This window comes from Streptomyces sp. NPDC055966 (genome assembly GCF_042269865.1).
Taxonomy (GTDB): domain Bacteria; phylum Actinomycetota; class Actinomycetes; order Streptomycetales; family Streptomycetaceae; genus Streptomyces.
Genome location: NZ_JBHJYK010000010.1, coordinates 271319 through 293509, shown reverse-complemented (window position 1 = coordinate 293509; position 22191 = coordinate 271319). Strand labels below are relative to the sequence as shown.

The following is a 22191-nucleotide window of genomic DNA, read 5'->3' as shown; positions in this document are numbered from 1 at the left end:
GTGTCGGGGGGGGTTTTTTTTTTTTTAACCCGCCCCCGGGGGGGGCGGCTGCGCCCCGCCGCGGGCCCCCCCCCCCCCCGCGCCCCCCCACCGCTGCATGATGCGACCTACGAGGCGGGTTCCCTTCGCCGGTATTGTCCGGATCAGGTAGCTGGGGGTCGCCTTCCGGTCCAGTCCTTGCGACCTTCCGGCCTCTCAGCCCGAGCGTCGACGTCGGCACCAGCGGAGACCTCGTACCTCTCGGTGAAGGGAGATCCTGTATCTCTCGCTGAAGTCGGCTACTCCGCTTGGACTCCCTCACTCGTCTCGTAGGTCTATTTCCAGGATAAATCGGTCCGAATAGCATGCAAGGGGTCTGGGCCTTGATTTTTTACGGAGTCGCCTCCCGGGGCCCCGTACCCTGGAAGGGCTATGACTGAGACCCCGCAGCGCCCCCTCCGTGTCCTCGCCGCCATGTCCGGCGGAGTCGACTCCGCCGTCGCCGCCGCGCGCGCCGCGGAAGCCGGGCACGACGTCACCGGCGTCCACCTCGCGCTCTCCGCGAACCCGCAGTCCTTCCGCACCGGCGCGCGGGGCTGTTGCACCATCGAGGACTCACGCGACGCCCGCCGCGCGGCCGACGTCATCGGCATCCCGTTCTACGTCTGGGACCTCGCCGACCGCTTCCGCGAGGACGTGGTCGAGGACTTCATCGCCGAGTACGAGGCCGGCCGCACCCCCAACCCCTGCCTGCGCTGCAACGAGAAGATCAAGTTCGCCGCGCTGCTGGACAAGGCGCTCGCGCTGGGCTTCGACGCGGTGTGCACGGGGCACTACGCCAAGGTGATCGTGCGCGAGGACGGCTCCCGCGAGCTGCACCGCGCCTCCGACATGGCCAAGGACCAGTCGTACGTCCTCGGTGTGCTGGACGAGAAGCAGCTCGCCCACGCCCTGTTCCCGCTCGGCGACACGGTCACCACCAAGGACGAGATCCGCGCCGAGGCCGAGCGCCGGGGCCTCGCCGTCGCCAAGAAGCCCGACTCGCACGACATCTGCTTCATCGCCGACGGCGACACCCAGGGCTTCCTCGCCGGGCGGCTCGGCAAGGCCGAGGGCGACATCGTCGACGAGTCCGGCACCCGGCTGGGCACCCACGACGGGGCGTACGGCTTCACCATCGGCCAGCGCAAGGGCCTCAGGATCGGCACGCCCGCCCCCGACGGCAAACCGCGCTACGTCCTCGACATCTCCCCGGTGACCAACACGGTCACCGTCGGCCCGGCCGCCGCCCTGGACGTGGTGGGCCTGACCGCGATCAAGCCCCGCTGGTGCGGCACCGCTCCCGCCGGCCCCGGCACCTACACCGCCCAGCTGCGCGCGCACGGCGGCGAGACCGAGGCCACCGCCGAGCCGGTCGACGGCGAGCTGCGCGTGACCTTCACCGAGCCGGTCCGCGGCGTCGCCCCCGGCCAGGCGATCGTCCTGTACGACGGCACGCGCGTGGTGGGCTCGGCGACGATCGCGACGACCACGCGCGCGACAGCCGACGCGCTGTAGCCCTCCGGTACTACGGGGTCGGCCCGCAGGGGGCCTAGGCCGTGAAGTAGTCCGCCAGCACCGGCCCCAGCACCTCCGGCTCCACCATGTGGGTCTGCCCCTCCAGGACCCGGTGGGAGCCCTGGGGCACGGTGTCGGCGACCGCGAGGGACGCCTCGCGCATCCACGCCGGACTCGCCCCGCCCGCGACGGACAGCACGGGCACGGAGATCGCGGCGAGCTCCTCCCGGGGGAGCAGCCCGTCGCCCATGACCGTGTCGTCGTACGCGAGACTCGGGGCGACGGCCTCCATGCCGGCCCACATCGGCGAGTCGCGGGCGCCCCGGATCATCTCCTCGCCGAGGCCCGTCAGCCGCAGGAACAGCTCCACCGCGTCCCCGCGCCGGCCGGCCGCGAGCGCCTCGGTCAGGGCCCGCTTGTACGCGGCCTCGCGCTCGGCCCCGCCCTGGAGGAAGTCGGCGTACGGCACCTCGTACACGGCCACCCGGCGCACCGGCAGCCCGCTCGCCGCCGCCCGCAGCACCAGCGCGCCGCCCGACGAGACCCCGAACAGCGCGGCCTCCCCGCCGACCGCGTCGACCAGCGCGGCCAGGTCCTCGACCTCGCGCGCGACCGCGTACGGCGCCGTGTCGTCGCTCGCCCCGCGGCCCCGGCGGTCGTAGACGACGGCCGTACAGCGGTCCGCGAGCCGCGCGGCCAGGGGCGCCACGGTGCCCCCGGTGGACATCGCGCCGCACACCAGGATCACCACGGGCCCCTGGCCGGTCACTTCGTACGCGAGGGCGGTGCCGTCGCGTGACGTCGTCTTCTTGTCCATGCCGGTGCAGACTGCCGCACCGGCCGGTACTCATCGCTCACGACACGTCGGTGCCGCGCAGATCATGACACTTCGGGCTCGTAGAAGCAGTAGTGGTCCTTGATGCCCGCCACCTCCGGCTTCGGGTCCGGGTACGCCCAGACCAGGTCCGGCGCGTCCGCCAGGGACCAGTAGGACGCCGTGCCCTTGAAGGGGCAGACGGTGTGGGTGTCGGAGGGCGTCAGCAGGTCGAGGCGTACGTCCTCGGCGGGGATGTAGTACCGCGGGGGACAGCCCGTCTCGCGCAGTACCAGGGGTCGGTCGGTCTCCGCGAGCACCAGGTCTCCGTGCACCACGCGCACGTGCCGCTCGCCCTGCTCGATGGTGATGGTGTGTCCTTCGGCCATATCAGGGAAGCACCGCCGGGCGCCCGGTTCTTCCCGGGCACGGCCCGCGATCGGCCCGCGTACGGTAGAGGCCATGAACATCTGTGTCTTCCTGTCCGCCGCCGACCTCGACGAGCGTTACACGCGCCCCGCGCGCGAGTTCGCGGAACTGCTCGGCAGGGCCGGTCACACGCTGGTCTGGGGCGGTTCCAACGTCGGCCTGATGAAGGTCGTCGCCGACGGTGTGCAGGAGGCGGGCGGCAGGCTGCTGGGCGTCTCCGTGGAGTTCCTCGCGAACAAGGCGCGCCCCGGCGCCGACGAGATGGTCATCGCCCCCGACCTCGCCGAGCGCAAGCGGCTGCTGCTGGAGAAGGCCGACGCCGTGGTGATCATGGTGGGCGGCACCGGCACGCTGGACGAGGCCACCGAGATCCTGGAGCTGAAGAAGCACGGGCGCGCCGACAAGCCGGTCGTCCTGCTGAACACCGCGGGCTTCTACGACGGCCTGGAGACGCAGTTCCGCCGCATGGAGGCCGAGGGCTTCCTGCCGCGCCCGCTGGCCGAGCTGATGTTCTTCGCCGCCGAGCCGGCCGCCGCGCTGGCCCACCTGGAGTCCGCGACATGAGGCACCGCCGCGGGGGCGGGCGGCCGCTGATGCGAGCATGGCGGGCATGGCTACACATGTGATCACCGGCGCCGGTTCCGGTATCGGCGCCGCCGTCGCCCGCCGTCTGCACGCGCGCGGGGACGAACTCGTCCTCCACGCGCGCGACGCGGGCCGCGCGAAGGAGCTGGCGGCGCAGTTCCCCGGCGCCCGCACGCTGGTCGGAGACCTCGCCGACCCGGACCGCCTCTCCTGGGCCTTCTCGCACCAGACCCTCCCCGACCGCGTGGACTGCCTCGTGCACGTGGCCGGGGTCGTCGACCTCGGCGGGGTCGGCGAGCTGACCCCCAAGTCCTGGCACCACCAGCTCAACGTCAACCTGATCGCGCCCGCCGAGCTGACCCGGCACTTCCTGCCCCAGCTGCGGGCCGCCCGCGGTCATGTGCTCTTCGTCAACTCCGGGGCCGGCCTGAGCGCCCACGCCAACTGGTCCGCGTACGCCGCCTCGAAGCACGGTCTGAAGGCCCTGGCGGACTCCCTGCGCCACGAGGAGCACGCGAACGGCGTCCGCGTCACCTCGGTCTACCCCGGGCGCACGGCGAGCCCCATGCAGGCGAAGGTGCACCAGCAGGAGGGCAAGGACTACGACGCCGGGCAGTGGATCGACCCCGAGTCGGTCGCGACGACGATCCTGATGGCCCTGGACCTGCCGAGGGACGCGGAGGTCAACGACCTGACGGTACGGCCGGGGCGCTGACCTCGACGGTCCGGGGCGCGCAGCTCCCCGCCGCGGCCACGGCATACCCTGCCGAGGTGAGTGAGAACACCCAGTTCAGGTTCCCCGCGGCCACCGGCGTCGGATCCATGCCCGGCGGGGACGCCAGGGAAGCGGCAAAGACCGTCACCGGCAGCTTCGAGGACTTTCCGCACCTCGCCGAGCTGCCCGCGCGCGGGCCGGGCGCCGACATGATCGGCCGCAGCGCCGGTCTGCTGGTCGAGCTGTACGCGCGCGTGGAGCCCAGCGGCTGGCGGATCGGCGACCGGCCGGGCCGGGACACCAAGCGTGCCCGGTCCTGGCTGGCCGAGGACCTGGACGCCCTGGAGGAGTTCACCCAGGGGTACGAGGGCGACCTCAAGGTGCAGGCCGTCGGCCCCTGGACGCTCGCCGCCGCCCTGGAGCTGAGGAACGGCGAGTCCGCCCTCTCCGACCCCGGCGCCTGCCGCGACCTCGCCGCCTCCCTCGCCGAGGGGCTGCGGCTCCACCTCGCCGAGGTACGGCGCCGTGTCCCGGGCGCCCGCCTCGTCCTCCAGCTCGACGAGCCCACGCTCACCGCCGTCCTGCGCGGCCAGGTCCGCACCGCCAGCGGCTACCGCACCCACCGCGCCGTGGACCGCCAGGTCGTCGAGGCCACCCTCCGGGACGTCATCGCCGTACACGGCGACGGCCCCGTCGCCGTCCACTCCTGCGCCCCCGACGTGCCGTTCGCCCTGCTGCGGCGGGCCGGCGCGCACGCCGTCTCCTTCGATTTCTCACTGCTCACCGAGCGTGACGACGATGCGATCGGCGAGGCCGTCGAGGGCGGCACGCGGCTGTTCGCCGGTGTCGTGCCGGGCACGGACGGCCCATTGTCAGACCCTGCCGGTAGCGTCATGGGTGTCAGGACGCTGTGGCGCAGGCTGGGGCTGCAACCGGGGCTGCTCGCGCAGGCCGTCACGGTGACCCCGGCGTGCGGTCTGGCGGGCGCCTCCCCGGCGTACGCACGCCAGGCCCTCGCCCACTGCGTCCGGGCGGCGAGATCCCTCGCGGACAACCCAGAGTAACGGGAGGACAACACGGTGGCCGGCGACAAGCAGCAGGCGGAGACGGCAGTGCCCGCCGAGGCACGGGACAAGCACGCGCAGCTCGCTGAGCAGATCGAGGAGCACCGCTTCCGGTACTACGTGAAGGACGCTCCCGTCGTCAGCGACGCCGAGTTCGACAAGCTCCTGAAGACTCTGGAGGCCCTGGAGGAGCAGTATCCGGAGCTGCGCACCCCGGACTCGCCCACCCAGAAGGTCGCGGGGTCGTACGAGACGGAGTTCACCGCGGTCGAGCACCGCCAGCGCATGCTGTCGCTCGACAACACCTTCAACGACGAGGAACTGGCCGCCTGGGCCGACCGCATCGCGCGCGAACTCGGCGACCAGCAGTACCACTTCCTGTGCGAGCTGAAGGTCGACGGCCTCGCGGTCAACCTCACCTACGAGCACGGCCGCCTCACGCGCGCGGCGACCCGCGGCGACGGCCGTACCGGCGAGGACATCACGCCCAACGTCCGTACGATCACCGAGATCCCGGACCGGCTGCACGGCGACGAGGTCCCGGACCTGGTGGAGATCCGCGGCGAGGTCTACTTCCCGATGGAGAAGTTCCTGGAGCTGAACGAACGCCTGGTCGCCGCCGGTGACAAGCCGTTCGCCAACCCCCGCAACGCCGCCGCCGGTTCGCTGCGCCAGAAGGACCCGCGCGTCACCGCCACCCGCCCGCTGCACATGGTCGTCCACGGCATCGGCGCCCTGGAGGGCTTCACGGGCATGACCCGGCTGTCCCAGGCGTACGACCTGCTGAAGACCTGGGGCCTGCCCACCTCGCCGCACAACCGGGTGGTCGACGACCTCGACGGCGTACGGCAGTTCATCGCCCACTACGACGGCGAGAACCGCCACTCGGTGGAGCACGAGATCGACGGCGCCGTCGTCAAGCTGGACGAGATCCGCCTCCAGGGCCGACTCGGCTCCACCGCGCGGGCCCCGCGCTGGGCGATCGCCTACAAGTACGCGCCGGAAGAGGTCAACACCAAGCTCATCGACATCAAGGTGGGCGTCGGCCGCACCGGCCGCGTCACGCCGTACGCCCAGGTGGAGCCGGTCACGGTCGCGGGCAGCGAGGTCGAGTTCGCCACCCTGCACAACCAGGAGGTCGTCAAGGCCAAGGGCGTCCTCATCGGCGACACGGTCGTCATCCGCAAGGCCGGTGACGTCATCCCGGAGATCCTCGGCCCGGTGGTCGACCTGCGGGACGGCGGCGAGCGGGAGTTCGTGATGCCGGCCGAGTGCCCGGAGTGCGGCACGCCGCTGCGGCCCATGAAGGAGGGCGACATCGACCTCCGCTGCCCCAACGCCCGTACGTGTCCGGCCCAGTTGCGCGAGCGCGTGACCTACCTCGCGGGCCGTGAGTGCCTGGACATCGAGGGCTTCGGCGCGGTGGCCGCCGCCGCGCTCACCCGCCCGCTGGAGCCGGCCGACCCGCCGCTGGTGGACGAGGGCGACGTGTTCGACCTGACGGTGGACAAGCTGCTGCCCATCAAGGCCTACGTCCTCGACCCCGACAGCGGTCTGCCCAAGCGTGACCCCAAGACGGGCGAGGAGAAGGTCGTCACCGTCTTCGCCAACCAGAAGGGTGAGCCGAAGAAGAACACCCTCGCCCTGCTGGAGAACATCGAGGCGGCCAAGCAGCGCCCGCTGGCGCGATTCCTCAACGGACTGTCCATCCGGCACGTCGGACCGGTGGCCGCGCAGGCCCTCGCCCGCGAGTTCCGCTCCATCGACCGTATCGAACAGGCCAGCGAGGAAGAGCTGGCGGCCACCGACGGCGTCGGCCCGATCATCGCGACCGCGCTCAAGGAATGGTTCGCCGAGGAGTGGCACCGGGAGATCGTCCGCAAGTGGAAGGCCGCCGGAGTCCCGCTGGAGGACCAGTCCACCGGCGAAGATGAGGGCCCGCGCCCGCTGGAGGGGCTCACCGTCGTCGTCACCGGAACGCTGGAGAACTTCACACGGGACGGTGCCAAGGACGCGCTTCAGAGCCGGGGCGCGAAAGTGACCGGATCCGTATCGAAGAAGACGTCGTTCGTCGTTGTGGGTGACAATCCCGGCTCGAAGTACGACAAGGCCATGCAATTGAAGGTTCCGGTCCTGAACGAGGACGGTTTCGCCGTCCTTTTGGAGCAGGGCCCGGACGCCGCGGCCGAAGTCGCGCTTCCGACCGAGGAGTAGCGGTTGAAGGCCACCCGATCGGCGCATATCAGATGCATACGGGTGGCCTGGGCGCATTCGGGCAACCGTCGACGACCGGTGCCCGTGGAAGCCTTCAGCGGCCTACTGTTGAGGTGTGCGCCTGCCGTGCCCAGCTGCGGTCGGGGCATTCCCGTGCGCTCCCAAGGCGCGGGGAACGTTTCTTCAACGCGGAGCCGCTGATGGGTGTCGGACATCGGGCCGCGTGGCGTGGGCACCGCCGGGTGTGAGAGGGACGGGAATGGAACCGACCGAGAGCGTCGCCCCGGACTCACGGCTGCGTCTGCGCCGTCGCGCGGGTGCCTGGCGGGGGACCCGGTGGGCGGTACGGGCGGACGGGCGTGCGGCGGGCCGGGTCCGCCGGGCCGGTCCGGGCGCCGTAGCCGAGGCCCATCCGCCGATACCCGTGACCGCCGTCGAACCGGCCCGCGGCCTGACCGGGCCGGGCGGGCCCGGGACGGGAACCGACGCCGGGCCGGCCCGGCGCCTGCCCTGGCCCGCCCTGCCCGCGGCCCTCGTGGCCGGCGCCGCCCTCGTCCTGGCCGCCGGCTTCTACCGCGCCTTCGCCGGTCACCACGCCCTCTTCCCGGGCGGCACCGTCGGCTGGTCGCTGGCCCTGCTCACCGGCGTCATCGTCGGCCACCTCGTCATGCTGGGCCGCGCCCGCTGGTGGGGCGGCACCGGCTCCGGCGCCGCCCTCACCCTCGCCGTCCTGCTGCTCTACGGCTGGGTGCCCGCCGGGATGGTCAGCCTCACCGTCGTCGTCCTGGTCGGCATCGCCCGCCGCCACCGCTGGCGCCAGGGCGTCCTGCACGGCGCGGTGGACCTCCTCGGCATCGGCGCCGGCGCGCTGCTCCTCGGCGCGTTCGGCCGGGTCCCGAGCGTCGAGACACCCTGGCGGCCGGAGAGCTGGAGCATCCCCACCGCGCCGGAGGTCGTCCTCGTCGCCGGTGTCTACCTCGCGGTCAGCCGCGGCCTGTTGTGGTACCTGCACGCTCCGGTCGACGGCAAGGTGCCCACCGTCGACCGGGCGTCCCTGGTCCGGCAGGGCCTTCTCGCCGTCGCGCTGCTCGGCATCGCGCCCCTGCTGTGTGTCGTCGCCGACGCCCAGCCGATCCTGCTGCCGCTGTTCGCGATCCCGCTCATCGCCCTCGACTCCACTCTGTGGATGGCCCGCGCGCGGGCCGAGGAGCAGCTGCGCGACCCGCTGACCGGGCTGCCCAACCGGCAGTGGCTGCTGGAGCGGATCTGGACCGCGCTCGACGACGCCGAACGCATCAGCGCCCGCTCCGCCCTCATGCTGATCGACCTCGACCGTTTCCGGTCGGTCAACGACACCCTCGGTCATCTCGCCGGTGACCGGCTGCTGCTCCAGATAGCCGACCGGCTGCGCCTCGCCCTGCCGCGCGGAGCGGAGGCCGCGCGGCTCGGCGGCGACGAGTTCGCGGTCTTACTGCCCGTCGCCGACTCCACCACGTCGGCCACCCGTGTCGCCCGCGGCCTCGTCGCCGCCCTCAGCTCCCCGCTCGACCTCGACGGCCTCACCCTCGTCCTGGAGGCCAGCGCGGGCGTCGCCGTCTTCCCCGACCACGCCCTGGACGCCGAGGGACTGCTGCGCCGCGCGGACGTGGCGATGTACCAGGCGAAGCGCGACCGTACGGGCGTCGAGGTCTACGAGTCCAAGCGGGACTCCAACACTCCCGACCGCCTCGGCCTGCTGGGCGATCTGCGCCGGGCGCTGGACGCGCACGAGGTGCAGCTGCACTACCAGCCCAAGGTCCGCTTCGACGGCCAGGTCGCCGGCCTGGAGGCGCTGGTGCGCTGGGTCCACCCCGAGCGCGGGAAGGTGCCGCCGGACGAGTTCATAGCGATCGCCGAGTCCTCCGGGCTGATGCCCCATCTGACGGAGTACGTGCTGGAGACCGCGCTGGGGCAGGTCGCCCGCTGGCGAGCCCAGGGGCTGCGGGTGCCGGTGGCCGTGAACGTCTCCCCGCGCGATGTGCACACGCCCGGTTTCGCCGGCTCGGTCGCGGCGCGGCTGGCCCGGCACGGGGTCCCCGCGGGGGCGCTCCAGCTGGAGATCACCGAGCACGTCCTGCTGGAGGACCCGCAGCGCGCCGCCGACACCCTCGCCGGGCTCACCGGGCACGGCGTGAAGATGTCGCTGGACGACTTCGGCACCGGGTACTCGTCGCTGGTGCATCTGCGGCGGCTGCCGGTGAGCGAGCTGAAGATCGACCGCTCCTTCGTGGCCCGGCTGGCCGTCGACACCGAGGACGCGGAGATCGTGCGCTGCACGGTCGACCTGGCGCACTCGCTGGGGCTGCTCGTCGTCGCCGAGGGCGTGGAGGACGACGAGACCTGGGAGCGGCTGCGGGACATGGGGTGCGACGCGGTGCAGGGCTGGCTGGTCGCCGCCGCGATGCCGCCGGAGGAGACCACGGCGTGGCTGCTGGCGCGGGGGTCGCGGGGATGGCAGCGGCCGCGGGCGGCACTCCCCAGCGCCGAGTGACCTTCCCGCCCCGCGCCGCCACGGCGCGCTGAAGTGGCTGACCAGGAGCTGCTCCGGCCGATCCGTCGGTGATCGTCCTGTGCGACGGCGGCACGAAAGCCGTCGCGTCCGGGATCTGCTTCGCCCCCGAGGTCGTTGTACTGATCAGTGCCGGACTGCTCTGCGCGGTCCGGCCCCGCACCGGCCGGCTCCACACAAGGGGGATGTGCGATGTCTCTGTTCGTGCCCAGGTTCGACGACACCGTGGTGGTCCGGGACGCCGAGGCCGAAGTCGTCGGTCAGGCTCCCACCGGCGTCAAGCTGCTCGCCGACAGCAGTGCCAGCGGCGGCGCGCTGTCCACGGTCCGGGTCACCCTCGCCGAGGGGGCCGACGGCGCCAGACCGCATGTGCACCACAACTCCGCCGAGATGTTCTTCCTGCTCGACGGTGCCGCCGACTTCCTCTCCGGGGACGACGTGGTCACTGCCGGGCCCGGGGACCTGATCATCGTCCCGCCGGACCGGCCCCATGCCTTCGCCGCGGCCCCCGGCAGCCCGGCCGACATCCTGATCGTGATCGCGCCCGGCGTCGAGCGCTTCGAGTACTTCCGCCACCTCCAGCGCATCCGCCTCGGCGAGGTCACCCCGGAGAGCCTGCTGGAGGTCCAGGAGCTGTACGACAACCACTTCCTGAGGAGCGACGCCTGGGACGGCCGGCACCGCTGACGACACCGCTGACGGCCGCGCCCCGGGAAACCGTTTCACGGGCACAGGGCCCCGCCCCATAGGATTGGGGACTGGCGTCACATTCCCGCCTGCCGCGCGACGCCTGGCACGCACGCTCGCTGCGTTGCCGAATCGCCCACGTGGCTCCGCCACGAGGGCGCTCCGGCGCCTTGCGATCGCACGCGCCAGACGCCGCGCGACCCGCCTTTCGGGCGGACGGCGGAAATGCGACGCCAGCCCCCAGCCCCAAACCACACACACTCACCCCAGAGGATCGCTGCATGCCTGGCATCACGCGCGAGGAGGTCGCCCACCTCGCCCGGCTGGCGCGTCTGGAGCTGAAGCCCGAAGAACTCGACCACTTCGCGGGACAGCTGGACGACATCATCGGCGCGGTGGCCCGCGTCAGCGAGGTCGCCGACCAAGACGTACCGCCGACCTCGCACCCGCTCCCGCTGACGAACGTCATGCGCGCGGACGAGGTCCGTCCCTCGCTCACCCCCGAGCAGGCGCTCTCCGGCGCCCCGGCCCAGGAGCAGCAGCGTTTCAAGGTGCCGCAGATCCTGGGGGAGGAGTGACCGACATGACGGACAGCACCATCATCAAGCTCACGGCCGCGCAGATCGCCGAGAAGATCGCCTCCGGCGAGCTCACGGCCGTCGAGGTCACCGAGGCCCACCTCGCCCGCATCGAGGCCGTCGACGAGAAGGTGCACGCCTTCCTGCACGTCGACCGTGAGGGCGCCCTCGCCCAGGCCCGCGCCGTGGACGAGAAGCGGGCCCGCGGCGAGAAGCTCGGCCCGCTGGCCGGCGTCCCGCTCGCGCTCAAGGACATCTTCACGACCGAGGGCGTGCCCACGACCGTCGGTTCGAAGATCCTGGAGGGCTGGATCCCGCCGTACGACGCGACGCTCACCAAGCGGCTCAAGGCCGCCGACGTCGTCATCCTCGGCAAGACCAACATGGACGAGTTCGCCATGGGGTCCTCCACCGAGAACAGCGCCTACGGCCCGACCGGCAACCCCTGGGACCTGACCAAGATCCCCGGCGGCTCCGGCGGCGGTTCCTCCGCCGCCCTCGCCTCCTTCGAGGCCCCGCTCGCCATCGGCACCGACACCGGCGGCTCCATCCGCCAGCCGGCCGCCGTCACCGGCACGGTCGGTGTGAAGCCGACGTACGGCGCGGTCTCCCGCTTCGGCATGGTGGCGTTCTCGTCCTCCCTCGACCAGGGCGGACCCTGCGCCCGTACGGTCCTGGACGCGGCGCTGCTGCACGAGGTCATCGCCGGGCACGACCCGCTCGACTCCACCTCCATCGACGCCCCGGTCCCGGCGGTCGTCGAGGCCGCCCGCAACGGCTCGGTGCGGGGCATGCGCGTCGGCGTGGTCAAGCAGTTCCGCGGCGAGGGCTACCAGGCCGGTGTCATCCAGCGCTTCGACGAGTCCGTCGAGCTGCTGAAGGAGCTGGGCGCCGAGATCGTCGAGCTGGACTGCCCGTCCTTCGACCTGGCCCTGTCGGCGTACTACCTGATCGCGCCCTCCGAGTGCTCCTCCAACCTCGCCCGCTTCGACGGCCTGCGCTACGGCCTGCGCACCGGCGACGACGGCGGGCACTCGGCCGAGGAGGTCACCTCCCTCACCCGTGAGGCGGGCTTCGGCCCCGAGGTCAAGCGCCGCATCATGCTCGGCACGTACGCCCTGAGCTCCGGCTACTACGACGCGTACTACGGCTCGGCCCAGAAGGTCCGCACGCTCATCACGCGGGACTTCGAGAAGGCCTTCGAGCAGGTGGACGTGATCGTGTCCCCCACGACGCCCACCACCGCCTTCGCGATCGGCGAGCGCGCCGACGACCCGATGGCGATGTACCTCGCGGACCTGTGCACCATCCCGACCAACCTGGCGGGCAACGCGGCCATGTCCCTGCCCTGCGGCCTCGCCCCGGAGGACAACCTCCCGGTGGGCCTGCAGATCATCGCCCCGGCGCTCCAGGACGACCGGCTGTACAAGGTGGGCGCCGCCGTCGAGGCCGCCTTCGTGGAAAAGTGGGGACACCCGCTGCTGGAGGAGGCTCCGTCGCTGTGAGCAACGCACTGTCGAAGGCCAAGGGCTTCAAGAAGTCGAAGTCCGGCACGTACCTGTCCATGGGCACGACCGCGTTCGGCGCGATCGGTGTGGCCAAGCAGATCAAGAAGGCCCGCGCCGAGCACGACACGCTGCGCCTGATCGACGCCACCGTGTCCGCCGTCGCGATCGTCACCGGCCTCGCCATCCTCTACCGCGAGCTGAAGCGGCTGGGCGACGACGACGTCCTGCTGGGCTGAGAGGGAAGTTTTCACCGTGACCACCACGACCGACCTGGTGTCGTACGAGGACGCGCTGGCGTCGTACGACCCCGTCATGGGCCTTGAGGTCCATGTCGAACTCGGCACCAGGACCAAGATGTTCTGCGGCTGTTCGACCGAGCTGGGCGCCGAGCCCAACTCGCAGACCTGCCCGACCTGCCTCGGCCTGCCCGGCGCGCTCCCGGTCGTCAACGCGACCGGCGTCGAGTCCGCCATCAAGATCGGCCTCGCGCTGAACTGCGAGATCGCGCAGTGGTGCCGCTTCGCCCGGAAGAACTACTTCTATCCGGACATGCCGAAGAACTTCCAGACCTCCCAGTACGACGAGCCGATCGCCTTCAACGGCTACCTCGACGTGCAGCTGGAGGACGGCGAGTCCTTCCGCGTGGAGATCGAGCGCGCGCACATGGAGGAGGACACCGGCAAGTCCACGCACGTGGGCGGCGCGACCGGTCGTATCCACGGCGCCTCGCACTCGCTGCTGGACTACAACCGCGCGGGCATCCCGCTCATCGAGATCGTCACCAAGCCGATCGTGGGCGCCGGCGAGCGCGCCCCCGAGGTGGCGAAGGCGTACGTCCGTGAGCTGCGCGAGGTCATCCGTGCCCTCGGCGTGTCCGAGGCCCGCATGGAGATGGGCCAGATGCGCTGCGACGTGAACCTGTCGCTGCGCCCGAACGGCACCGAGAAGTTCGGCACGCGCTCCGAGACGAAGAACGTCAACTCGCTGCGTTCCGTGGAGCGTGCGGCCCGCTTCGAGATCATGCGCCACGCGGCCGTGCTCTCCGGCGGCGGCACGATCGTCCAGGAGACCCGCCACTTCCACGAGGACACCGGGTCCACGACCTCGGGCCGCGTGAAGGAGGAGGCCGAGGACTACCGGTACTTCCCCGAGCCCGACCTCGTCCCCGTGGCCCCCTCCCGTGAGTGGGTCGAGGAGATCCGCGCCGCGCTGCCGGAGATGCCCCTGGCCCGCCGTACCCGGCTGCTCGCCGAGTGGGGCATCACGGCCACCGACATGCAGGCGATCCTCAACGCCGGCGCGCTGGACCCGATCGTCGCCACGATCGACGCCGGCGCCGACGCGGCCTCCGCCCGCAAGTGGTGGATGGGCGAACTGGCGCGCAGCGCCAACGAGTCCGGCACGTCCCTGGACGAGCTGGCCATCACGCCGCAGCAGGTGGCCCGGGTCACCGAGCTCGTCGCGAAGGGCGACCTGAACGACAAGCTGGCCCGCCAGGTCATCGAGGGCGTCCTCGCGGGCGAGGGCACCCCGGACGAGGTCGTCGACAAGCGCGGTCTGAAGGTCGTCTCGGACGAGGGCGCGCTGACCGCCGCCGTCGAGGAGGCCATCGCCGGCAACCCGGGCGTCGCGGACAAGATCCGCGGCGGCAAGGTGGCCGCGGCCGGCGCCCTGGTCGGCGCCGTCATGAAGGCCACCCGGGGCCAGGCCGACGCGGCCCGCGTCAAGGAGCTGATCCTGGAGAAGCTGGGCGTCAGCGAGGGCTGAGCCCACGCTGTGTATGGCTGTGCGCGGCCCCGGAGGCATGTCCTCCGGGGCCGTTCGCATGCCTGCCGGGCACAGGCACTACGCTCGCCCGCCATGAGCACACGTACCGATTCCGACACCGGACCCGCCATAACCGAGGCGGAGGACGAGGCGGACCACGTCGAAGACGCCCGCCGGGCCCGCTGGCTGGCCGTCGGCACCGGTGTGCTGCTGACCCTCGCCGGGCTCGCCGCCTCGCTGTTCAAGCTCACCGGCGCCGCCTCCGCCCGCGTACCCGCCGCCTACGGCCTGGGGGCCGCCGTGTGCGCCCTCGCCGCCGCGCTCGGGGCCAGGGGCCGTACCCGCAGGGCGCTGTGGCTGATGATCGCCGGGACGATGGTCATGGCGCTGGGGGACCAGTCCGACTGAAGACCGAAGTAAGTGCCCGATAAAGCGACAGAGTTTACGGGACTGTCTGTGACCTCCCACCCACTCGTGTGAAGAAGCCCACGAACACGGCAAAGGATCACATTCGCCTGCAAGAGTGTCTTGCGCTTGCTCATCCGTTCTTTGCGGGCTGTTCAGTTCATGGACGATTGTTCCCGGCCAAAGATCCACACATCGCGATTCTGGGAGCACGTCCGTGGCAGACCTCGCCCGTTGGTGTGTCCGGCACCGGTTGATCACCGTGCTGCTGTGGCTGCTCGCCTTCGGCGGGGTGAGTGCGGCCGCCGCCGTCGCCGGGACGTCCTACTCGAACGACTATGCGGTCCCGGGCACCGAGTCCGGCCGGGCGGAGCACCTGCTCAAGCAGGGCTTTCCGGGGCTGGGCGGGGACAGCGACACCGTCGTCTGGCACACCGACGGCGAGACCGTCCGCGCCGCCGGCGTCGAGCAGACCATGACCCGCACCCTCGACCGGATCGCCGCCCTGCCCGGCGTGGCCTCCGTGACCGGCCCGTACGGCCCCCAGGGCGCCCACCGGATCAGCGCCGACGGCCGCACGGCCTACGCCACCGTCACCTTCACCCAGCCCTCCGAGGAGATCGGCAGGTCCGAGGCGCAGGCCGTGGTGAGCACCGCCAAGGCCGCCGCGCACGACGGGCTCCAGGTCGAGCTGGGCGGCGACGCGATCGGGCTCACCGCGTCCCCGCGCGAGCACACCGCCGAACTGGTCGGCGTGCTCGTCGCCGCCGTCGTGCTGTTCCTCGCCTTCGGCTCGCTCGCCGCCTCTGCCCTGCCCATCGCCACCGCGCTGGTCGGCGTCGGCACCGCGTACTCCGGCATCGGGCTGCTCGGACACGCCCTGACCGTCGCCGACTTCGCGCCCATGCTCGCCATGCTGATCGGGCTCGGCGTCGGCATCGACTACGCGCTGTTCATCGTGACCAGACACCGGCGCGGTCTGAAACGCGGGCTGAGCGTCACCGAGGCCGCCGTGAACGCCGTGGCCACCACCGGACGGGCCGTCGTGTTCGCGGGTGCGACGGTGTGCATCGCCCTGCTGGGGATGCTGATCCTGCGCCTCGGCTTCCTCAACGGGGTCGCCGTCGCCGCCTCGTTGACGGTCGTGCTCACCGTCGCCGCCTCGGTCACGCTGCTGCCCGCCCTGCTGTCGTACATCGGTCCGCGCGCCCTCAGCCGCCGCGAGCGGCGCCATCTCGCCGCGCACGGACCGGGCCCGGAGCTGCCCACGGGACTCGCCGCCCGCTGGTCGGCGCTGGTCGAACGCCACCCCAGACTGCTCGGCGCGCTCGCCGTCGCCGTCGTCGCCGTCCTCGCCGTGCCGACCCTCTCGCTGCACCTCGGCACCTCCGACCAGGGCAACGACCCGCGCACCTCCACCACCCGCAAGGCCTACGACCTGCTCGCCGAGGGCTTCGGACCGGGCGTGAACGGACCGCTCACCCTGGTGACCCGGGTCGACGGGGCCGCCGACAAGCTCGCCCTGGACAACCTCGACGACACCCTGCGCACCACCCCCGGCGTCGCCTCCGCCACCCCGGTCGTCTACGGCGCCGGCGGCGAGACCGCCTACCTCACGGTCGTCCCCGCCTCCGCGCCCCAGTCGCAGGACACCAGCGACCTCGTGGACCGGCTGCGGAACGACGTCCTGCCCCGCGCGGAGACCGGCACCTCCCTCGACGTCCAGGTCGGCGGAGTGACCGCCGGCTACGACGACTTCGCGGATGTGATCGTCGGCAAACTCCCGCTGTTCGTCGGCGCGGTCGTCGGACTCGGCTGCCTCCTGCTGCTGGTCGCCTTCCGCTCGCTCGGCATCCCGGCGAAGGCCGCCGTGATGAACGTCGCCGCCGTGGCCGCCGCGTTCGGCATCGTCGTCGCCGTCTTCCAGTGGGGCTGGGGCAGCGAACTGCTCGGCCTCGGCCGGGCCGGGCCCATCGAGCCCTTCCTGCCCGTGATCATGGTCTCGGTCCTCTTCGGGCTCTCCATGGACTACCAGGTCTTCCTGGTCAGCCGGATGTACGAGGAGTGGCTGGAGACCGGCGACAACCGGCGCGCCGTCCGTGTGGGCCTCGCCGAGACCAGCCGGGTCATCAACTCCGCCGCGGTCATCATGATCTCGGTCTTCCTCGCCTTCGTGCTCAGCGGCGACCGGGTCATCGCCATGTTCGGCATCGCGCTGGCCTCCGCCGTCGCCCTCGACGCCTTCGTGCTGCGCACGTTGCTCGTGCCCGCCCTGATGCACCTGCTCGGCGCCGCCAACTGGTGGCTGCCCGCCTGGCTGGAGCGCCGCCTGCCGCGCATCAGCATCGAGCCGCCGGAGTGCCGCGGCGCACATGAGAGGCTCGGGGACGTCTCGATGGCACGGCTGGACGAGGAACAGGAACCCGATGTACGCGATATCCCTGGGCGATGACGGCGCCGAGCTGCGGCCGCTGGAGGTGTGGCACGCCGAGGAGGTCCTCGCCAACATCGACCGGGGGCGGGAGTTCATCGGCCGGCACGTCGGGCTGCCGGACGTGGTGTCCGACCTGGACGGCGCGCGTGCGTGGCTGAAGGCGTACGCCGACAAGCGGGCCGCCGACGGCGGGAGTCTGCACGGCATCTGGCTGGACGGCACGCTGGTCGGCGGGCTGCTGTTCCGCGTGTGGGACACCCCGAGCGGCGTGTGCGAGGCCGGCTGCTGGCTGGAGCCGGCGGCGGCCGGGCGCGGACTGGTCACCCGGGGGCTGGGGGTGCTGCTGGACTGGGCGTTCGAGGAGCGCGGCATGCACCGCGTGGAGTGGCACGTCTCCTCGGCCAACGAGCCCAGCATCGGCGTGGCGCGGCGGCTCGGGATGACCCGTGAGGGCGTGCTCCGCGAGAACTACCCGCACCGGGGCGTGCGCACCAGCACCGAGATCTGGTCGGTGCTCGCCCCCGAGTGGCGCGCGGCACGCGCGCGTACCGGGCGGAACGATCATTAAGAGACCTCTCAGACAGCGTCCGTACGGTGCCGGGCATGGCAACGAAGACGAAGGAAGGCGCCGCGGCGCACAGTGACGCCGAGACCGCGGCGGAGGACGTGACCGCCGTCGAGGAGACCCCGCGCACGGGATCCGGCGACGAGCACCCGGAGCCCGAGGCGGACCGGGCGGCGAAGGAGGACCGGGAACCGGAGGACGACGTCGAGCCGGAGGAGGACGCCGAGACGGAGGCCGAGGTGTCCACGGGTGTCGGGCAGGGCGCCGGTGCCGTCGTCTCCGCCGCACTGGGCCTGGTCTCGCTCAGCGGCGGCTGGATCGGCACCGTGGCCGGGGCCCGCCAGCAGCTCGTCGGCCAGCTGCGGACCTCCTCCACGGCGACCGTCGCCAAGCAGATCAAGGCGGTCTACGGCGACGCCTGGCACAGCACCGCGATGTGGGCCGGAGTGTTCGCGCTGGCCGCGCTGCTCACCGGCGTGGTCGTGCTCGTCCGCCCCGCGTTCGGTACCCCGGGCCGGCCGCAGACGCCCTGGATCAGGTCGGTCGCCTGGGCGGGGGTCTCGCTCGGTGTCATCGGCCTGCTCCTGGCCGTCCTGAAGTATTCCGACGCACTGCTGGCCCTGCCCTCGGCGGGCTGAGAAACCGCAGGTCCCAGGGGCCTTAGGGAATCCGTGAGTACCTTACGGGCACCCTGAGGCCCCTTACGCGTGCGTGGGGGCCCCTTACGCGTGCGTGCGGGCCGCGGGCGGGCACGAAGATGCGGAACTCTCCCGATGTGGCGCACCCCCCTCGCGGACGAAGGTGGAGCCATCGCAGAACGCGAGGCACGACACCGACGCTCATCGAGCCTTCGACGCTCGCCGAGCCCGCACCGAGGGACACGTCATGATCGAGTTCGAGTACCACAAGATGCGCACCGCCCAGCTGATCCGCACGGCCGAGGAGGAGCGCCTGGCCCGGTCGGTCGCGCGGGCCCGCCGCGCCGCCCGCCCCGCGGACCGCGCAGGCCACGACGGCACGGGTGCCGAGTCCCATACCGGGCGGGCCCGCCGGCACCGCCTCCCACGCACCGCGTGAACCCCGGGCCGACGGGCCGGGGCGGGACGGAGGAGGGCCGTACGGGGGTCGGCCGTCGTCCGTCCCGCCCCACAACTCACCCGGCCGGCGGTACGACCATCACACCGGACCTGTGGAAAACCGGTGCCCCGCCACCCGGGCCTCGTGCGATGCTCGGGCCCGTGGAGACCAGGTCCGTCAGTCCCGTGTTCGTCGGCCGCGCCGACGAGCTGGACACGCTGAACGACGCGCTCGCCCGCGCCCGCGCCGGCGAGCCGCAGGCACTGCTGCTCGGCGGCGAGGCCGGGGTCGGCAAGACCCGCCTCGTCGAGGAGTTCGCCGCGGCCGCCGGGCGGCACGCGGTCGTCGCCGTCGGCGGCTGCGTCGAGATCGGCGCGGACGGGCTGCCGTTCGCCCCGTTCTCGACCGCGCTGCGCGCCCTGCGCGACGCGCTGCCCGAGCAGTTCGGCGCCGCCGCCTGCGGACAGGAGGAGGAGCTGGCCCGGCTCCTGCCCGACCTGGGCGAGGCCGGCGCCGGCCGGCACGACGAGCAGGGCATGGCCCGCCTGTTCGAGCTGACCGCCCGCCTGCTGGAGCGGGTCGCCGCCGACCAGCCGGTCGTGTTCGTCCTGGAGGACCTGCACTGGGCCGACGCCTCCACCCGCCATCTGCTCGCCTACCTCCTGCGCACCCTGCGCGCCGGCCGGCTCCTCGTCCTCGCCAGCTACCGCTCCGACGACATCCACCGCCGCCACCCGCTGCGCCCCCTGCTCGCCGAGCTGGACCGGCTGCGCACGGTCCGCCGGGTCGAGCTCGCCCGCTTCACACGCGAGGAGGTCGGCCGCCAGATCGCCGGCATCATCGCCGCCGAACCCGACCCCGACCAGGTCGACGACATCTTCGAACGCTCCGACGGCAACGCCTTCTTCGTCGAGGAACTCGCCGTCGCCGCCTGGGAGGGCTGCTGCACCGGCCTCACCGACTCCCTGCGCGATCTGCTCCTGGTCCGGGTCGAGGCGCTGTCCGAGCGCGCCCAGCGGGTCGCCCGGATCGTCGCCGAGGGCGGCTCCACCGTGGAGTACCGGCTGATCGCCGCCGTCGCCGGGCTCACCGAGGACGATCTCATCGAGGCGCTGCGGGCCGCCGTCGGCATCAACATCCTCACGGTCACCGCGGCCGGTGACGGCTACCGCTTCCGGCACTCCCTGGTCCGCGAGGCCGTCGCCGACGACCTGCTGCCCGGCGAGCGCTCCCGGCTCAACCGCCGCTACGCCGAAGCCGTGGAGGCCGACCCGACGCTCGTCCCGGCCGACGCGCGCGTGATGCGCCTGGCCAGCTACTGGTACCACGCGCACGACGCCGCCAAGGCCCTGCCCGCCGTCCTGGCCGCCTCCGTGGTGGCCCGCCGGCGGCACGCCTACACCGAGCAACTGGGGCTGCTGGAGCGGGCGATGGAGCTGTGGGAGAGCGCCCCCGAGGACGTGTGCCGGGCCCTGCGCCCGATCGACTGCGCCGAGGTCTGCCCTCCCCCACTGTCCGAAGGGCATGGCGGGACCCCCGGCGGCTGCGACCCGGCCACCGCCCCGCTGCGCTACGTCGACCTGATGGCCGAGGCCGCCGTCGCGGGCCGCTTCGGCGGCGAGCGCGAACGCGCCCTGAAGATCACCAAGCGGGCGCTGCGCCTCCTGGACGAGGAGCCGGACCCCCTGCGCGCCGCCTGGTTCTGGATCCAGCGCTCCCGCCTGGTCCAGTCCCTGGCCCGCGGCGACGGCTGGCGGGAGCTGGCCACCGCCCAGGACCTGGTGCGCGGTCTGCCGCCCTCCGAGGTGCACGCCGAGGTGCTGGCCCTCGCCGCCAACTGGTCCATGCTGCACCGGCCCGGAGCGGAGGCCTTCGCCGCCGCCGAGCGGGCCGTGGAGTACGCGCGCATGGTGGGCGCCCGCGACACCGAACTGCACGCCCGCCTCACCCTGGCCGGCCTCCAGGTGGACGCCGGCGACTTCGAGACCGGCCTCGCGGAGATGCGGCAGGTGCTGGCGGACACCGTCGCCGAGGGCGTGCGCCAGGTCGCGGGCCGCGCCTATGTGAACCTGCCGTCCGAGCTCCAGTCCGTCGGCCGCGACCGCGAGGCCGCCGATCTGCTGCGCGAAGGCCTCGCCTACGCGCGCGCCCACGGGCTGCTGGACTCCGAGCCCTGGATGTGGTCCAACCTGTCCGAGTCGCTCTACGCGCTCGGCCAGTGGCCGCAGGCGGCCGAGGCCGCCGCGCACGCGGCCCGGGGCGGCCACAGCGCCCAGCCGCGCGGCTCGGGCGCCCTGCGCCTGGCCCATCTCGCGCTGGCCCGCGGCGACCTCGCCGAGTCCGCCCGGCACCTCACCGCCGCCCGCGCCCACTACGGCACCCACGACCCCATGCCCCAGCACTCCCTGCCACTGGCCCGTATCACCTTCGGCCTCGCCGCCGCGCAGGGCCGGGTCGCCGACGCCCGCACCGAGCTGCTCCGGGCCCTGGACGCCGGATTCCCGCCCGGCACCCAGCGCTACGGCTGGCCCCTGCTGCTGGCCGCCGCCACCGCCGAGGCCGACACCCGCACCGTGCCCGCCGCCGGGCCCGGCCGCGAGGAGACCCTCGGCCGGCTCCGCGAGACCGTCCGCGGACTCACCACGGGCGCCCCGCTCTGGCAGGCCTACGAGCAGTGGACCCGTGCCGAACTGCTGCGCGCGCAGGGCACGGACACTGCCGACGCCTGGTCGCCGGTCGTCACCGCCTTCGAGATCCTGGACCGCCCCTACGACCTCGCCCGGGTCCGCCACCGGCTCGCCGGAGCCCTCCTCGCCGAAGCCGGCGGCGGGGACGACGAACGCGACCGCGCGGTGGAACTGCTCCGGCTGTCCGGCGCGGTCGCCGACCACCTGGGTGCCCGCCCCCTGGCCGACGCCGTCGCCCGTCTCGCCCAGCGCGCCCGCCTCACCCTGACCCGCGCCGCCCGCCGGGCCCCGGCCCCCGCCGACCCGGCCGCCGCCCTCGGCCTCACCACGCGCGAGCGGGACGTCCTGCGCCTGGTGTCGGCCGGCCGCACCAACCGCCAGATAGCCGAGGAGCTGTTCATCTCCCCGAAGACGGCGAGCGTCCACGTCTCCAACATCCTGGGCAAACTCGGCGTCTCGGGCCGGGGAGAGGCGGCGGCGCTGGCCCATCGGCTGGAACTGTTCCCGGCCGGGACCGCTCCTGCGCCATCGGCGGGCTGACTCGTACGCTGGAGAGAACCGGCGAGGGGGAGAAAGCG

General features: G+C 72.7%; 19 protein-coding genes. 17 read left to right on the top strand and 2 right to left on the bottom strand.

The features are described 5' to 3' along the window. Nucleotides 1–411 precede the first annotated feature (411 nt). Entirely contained in the window at nucleotides 412–1536 is a 1125-nt protein-coding gene (mnmA, locus tag ACFC8N_RS23040; RefSeq protein ID WP_356037129.1) for a tRNA 2-thiouridine(34) synthase MnmA, read from the top strand. Nucleotides 1537–1570: 34 nt separating this feature from the next. Here mnmA and ACFC8N_RS23035 read toward each other — a convergent pair whose 3' ends face one another. Together ACFC8N_RS23035 and ACFC8N_RS23030 are read right to left on the bottom strand one after the other, a co-directional pair. Beyond that, nucleotides 1571–2353, bottom strand: a complete 783-nt coding sequence (locus ACFC8N_RS23035; protein WP_376289365.1) for an alpha/beta fold hydrolase — start codon at nucleotides 2351–2353, stop codon at nucleotides 1571–1573. 62 nt (nucleotides 2354–2415) lie between these two features. Next, nucleotides 2416–2739 carry a DUF427 domain-containing protein gene (locus tag ACFC8N_RS23030; protein WP_356037134.1) on the bottom strand — a complete coding sequence of 108 codons (324 nt, stop codon included), beginning with the start codon at nucleotides 2737–2739 and terminating at the stop codon, nucleotides 2416–2418. 73 nt (nucleotides 2740–2812) lie between these two features. Between ACFC8N_RS23030 and ACFC8N_RS23025 the strand changes: the two genes are divergently transcribed. From ACFC8N_RS23025 to ACFC8N_RS22950, 16 genes are all read left to right on the top strand, one after another. Further along, nucleotides 2813–3343: a TIGR00730 family Rossman fold protein gene (locus ACFC8N_RS23025; protein WP_376289363.1), complete on the top strand. Its 531-nt coding sequence runs from the start codon at nucleotides 2813–2815 to the stop codon at nucleotides 3341–3343. Between the two features lie 37 nt (nucleotides 3344–3380). Beyond that, complete coding sequence (locus ACFC8N_RS23020) at nucleotides 3381–4079, top strand: SDR family oxidoreductase (protein ID WP_356037139.1); 699 nt, start codon at nucleotides 3381–3383, stop codon at nucleotides 4077–4079. A gap of 56 nt (nucleotides 4080–4135) precedes the next feature. Next, entirely contained in the window at nucleotides 4136–5143 is a 1008-nt protein-coding gene (locus ACFC8N_RS23015; protein ID WP_356037141.1) for a methionine synthase, read from the top strand. Between the two features lie 15 nt (nucleotides 5144–5158). Further along, the gene (gene ligA, locus ACFC8N_RS23010) at nucleotides 5159–7357 is read left to right on the top strand and encodes an NAD-dependent DNA ligase LigA (RefSeq protein ID WP_356037144.1); all 2199 of its coding nucleotides are present in this window, start codon (nucleotides 5159–5161) and stop codon (nucleotides 7355–7357) included. Nucleotides 7358–7616: 259 nt separating this feature from the next. Then, a complete protein-coding gene (locus tag ACFC8N_RS23005) occupies nucleotides 7617–9887 on the top strand; it encodes a bifunctional diguanylate cyclase/phosphodiesterase (protein WP_362822401.1) in 2271 nt (756 codons plus the stop codon). A 210-nt stretch (nucleotides 9888–10097) separates the two neighbouring features. After that, nucleotides 10098–10592, top strand: a complete 495-nt coding sequence (locus ACFC8N_RS23000; protein ID WP_376289361.1) for a cupin domain-containing protein — start codon at nucleotides 10098–10100, stop codon at nucleotides 10590–10592. A gap of 281 nt (nucleotides 10593–10873) precedes the next feature. After that, nucleotides 10874–11170: an Asp-tRNA(Asn)/Glu-tRNA(Gln) amidotransferase subunit GatC gene (gatC, locus tag ACFC8N_RS22995; RefSeq protein ID WP_006130840.1), complete on the top strand. Its 297-nt coding sequence runs from the start codon at nucleotides 10874–10876 to the stop codon at nucleotides 11168–11170. A gap of 5 nt (nucleotides 11171–11175) precedes the next feature. After that, nucleotides 11176–12675 (top strand): Asp-tRNA(Asn)/Glu-tRNA(Gln) amidotransferase subunit GatA, encoded by a 1500-nt coding sequence (gatA, locus tag ACFC8N_RS22990; protein ID WP_376289358.1) that lies wholly within the window; start codon nucleotides 11176–11178, stop codon nucleotides 12673–12675. Beyond that, nucleotides 12672–12914 (top strand): hypothetical protein, encoded by a 243-nt coding sequence (locus ACFC8N_RS22985; RefSeq protein WP_158925082.1) that lies wholly within the window; start codon nucleotides 12672–12674, stop codon nucleotides 12912–12914. The genes gatA and ACFC8N_RS22985 overlap by 4 nt, the downstream gene beginning before the upstream one ends. A 16-nt stretch (nucleotides 12915–12930) precedes the next feature. Beyond that, nucleotides 12931–14445: an Asp-tRNA(Asn)/Glu-tRNA(Gln) amidotransferase subunit GatB gene (gene gatB, locus ACFC8N_RS22980; protein WP_356037154.1), complete on the top strand. Its 1515-nt coding sequence runs from the start codon at nucleotides 12931–12933 to the stop codon at nucleotides 14443–14445. A 93-nt stretch (nucleotides 14446–14538) separates the two neighbouring features. Then, nucleotides 14539–14853 carry a hypothetical protein gene (locus ACFC8N_RS22975; RefSeq protein WP_356037157.1) on the top strand — a complete coding sequence of 105 codons (315 nt, stop codon included), beginning with the start codon at nucleotides 14539–14541 and terminating at the stop codon, nucleotides 14851–14853. A 214-nt stretch (nucleotides 14854–15067) separates the two neighbouring features. Then, nucleotides 15068–17302: an MMPL family transporter gene (locus tag ACFC8N_RS22970; RefSeq protein ID WP_376289356.1), complete on the top strand. Its 2235-nt coding sequence runs from the start codon at nucleotides 15068–15070 to the stop codon at nucleotides 17300–17302. Next, a complete protein-coding gene (locus ACFC8N_RS22965; protein WP_362822398.1) occupies nucleotides 17277–17852 on the top strand; it encodes a GNAT family protein in 576 nt (191 codons plus the stop codon). Before ACFC8N_RS22970 ends, ACFC8N_RS22965 begins: the two co-directional genes overlap by 26 nt. A 35-nt stretch (nucleotides 17853–17887) precedes the next feature. Continuing rightward, nucleotides 17888–18487, top strand: coding sequence for a hypothetical protein (locus ACFC8N_RS22960; RefSeq protein WP_376289355.1), 600 nt, complete (start codon nucleotides 17888–17890; stop codon nucleotides 18485–18487). A gap of 247 nt (nucleotides 18488–18734) precedes the next feature. After that, on the top strand, nucleotides 18735–18926 hold the full coding sequence (locus ACFC8N_RS22955) for a hypothetical protein (RefSeq protein WP_356037167.1): 192 nt from the start codon (nucleotides 18735–18737) through the stop codon (nucleotides 18924–18926). A 149-nt stretch (nucleotides 18927–19075) separates the two neighbouring features. Further along, nucleotides 19076–22153, top strand: a complete 3078-nt coding sequence (locus ACFC8N_RS22950) for an AAA family ATPase (protein ID WP_376289353.1) — start codon at nucleotides 19076–19078, stop codon at nucleotides 22151–22153. The last annotated feature ends 38 nt before the right edge of the window (nucleotides 22154–22191 follow it).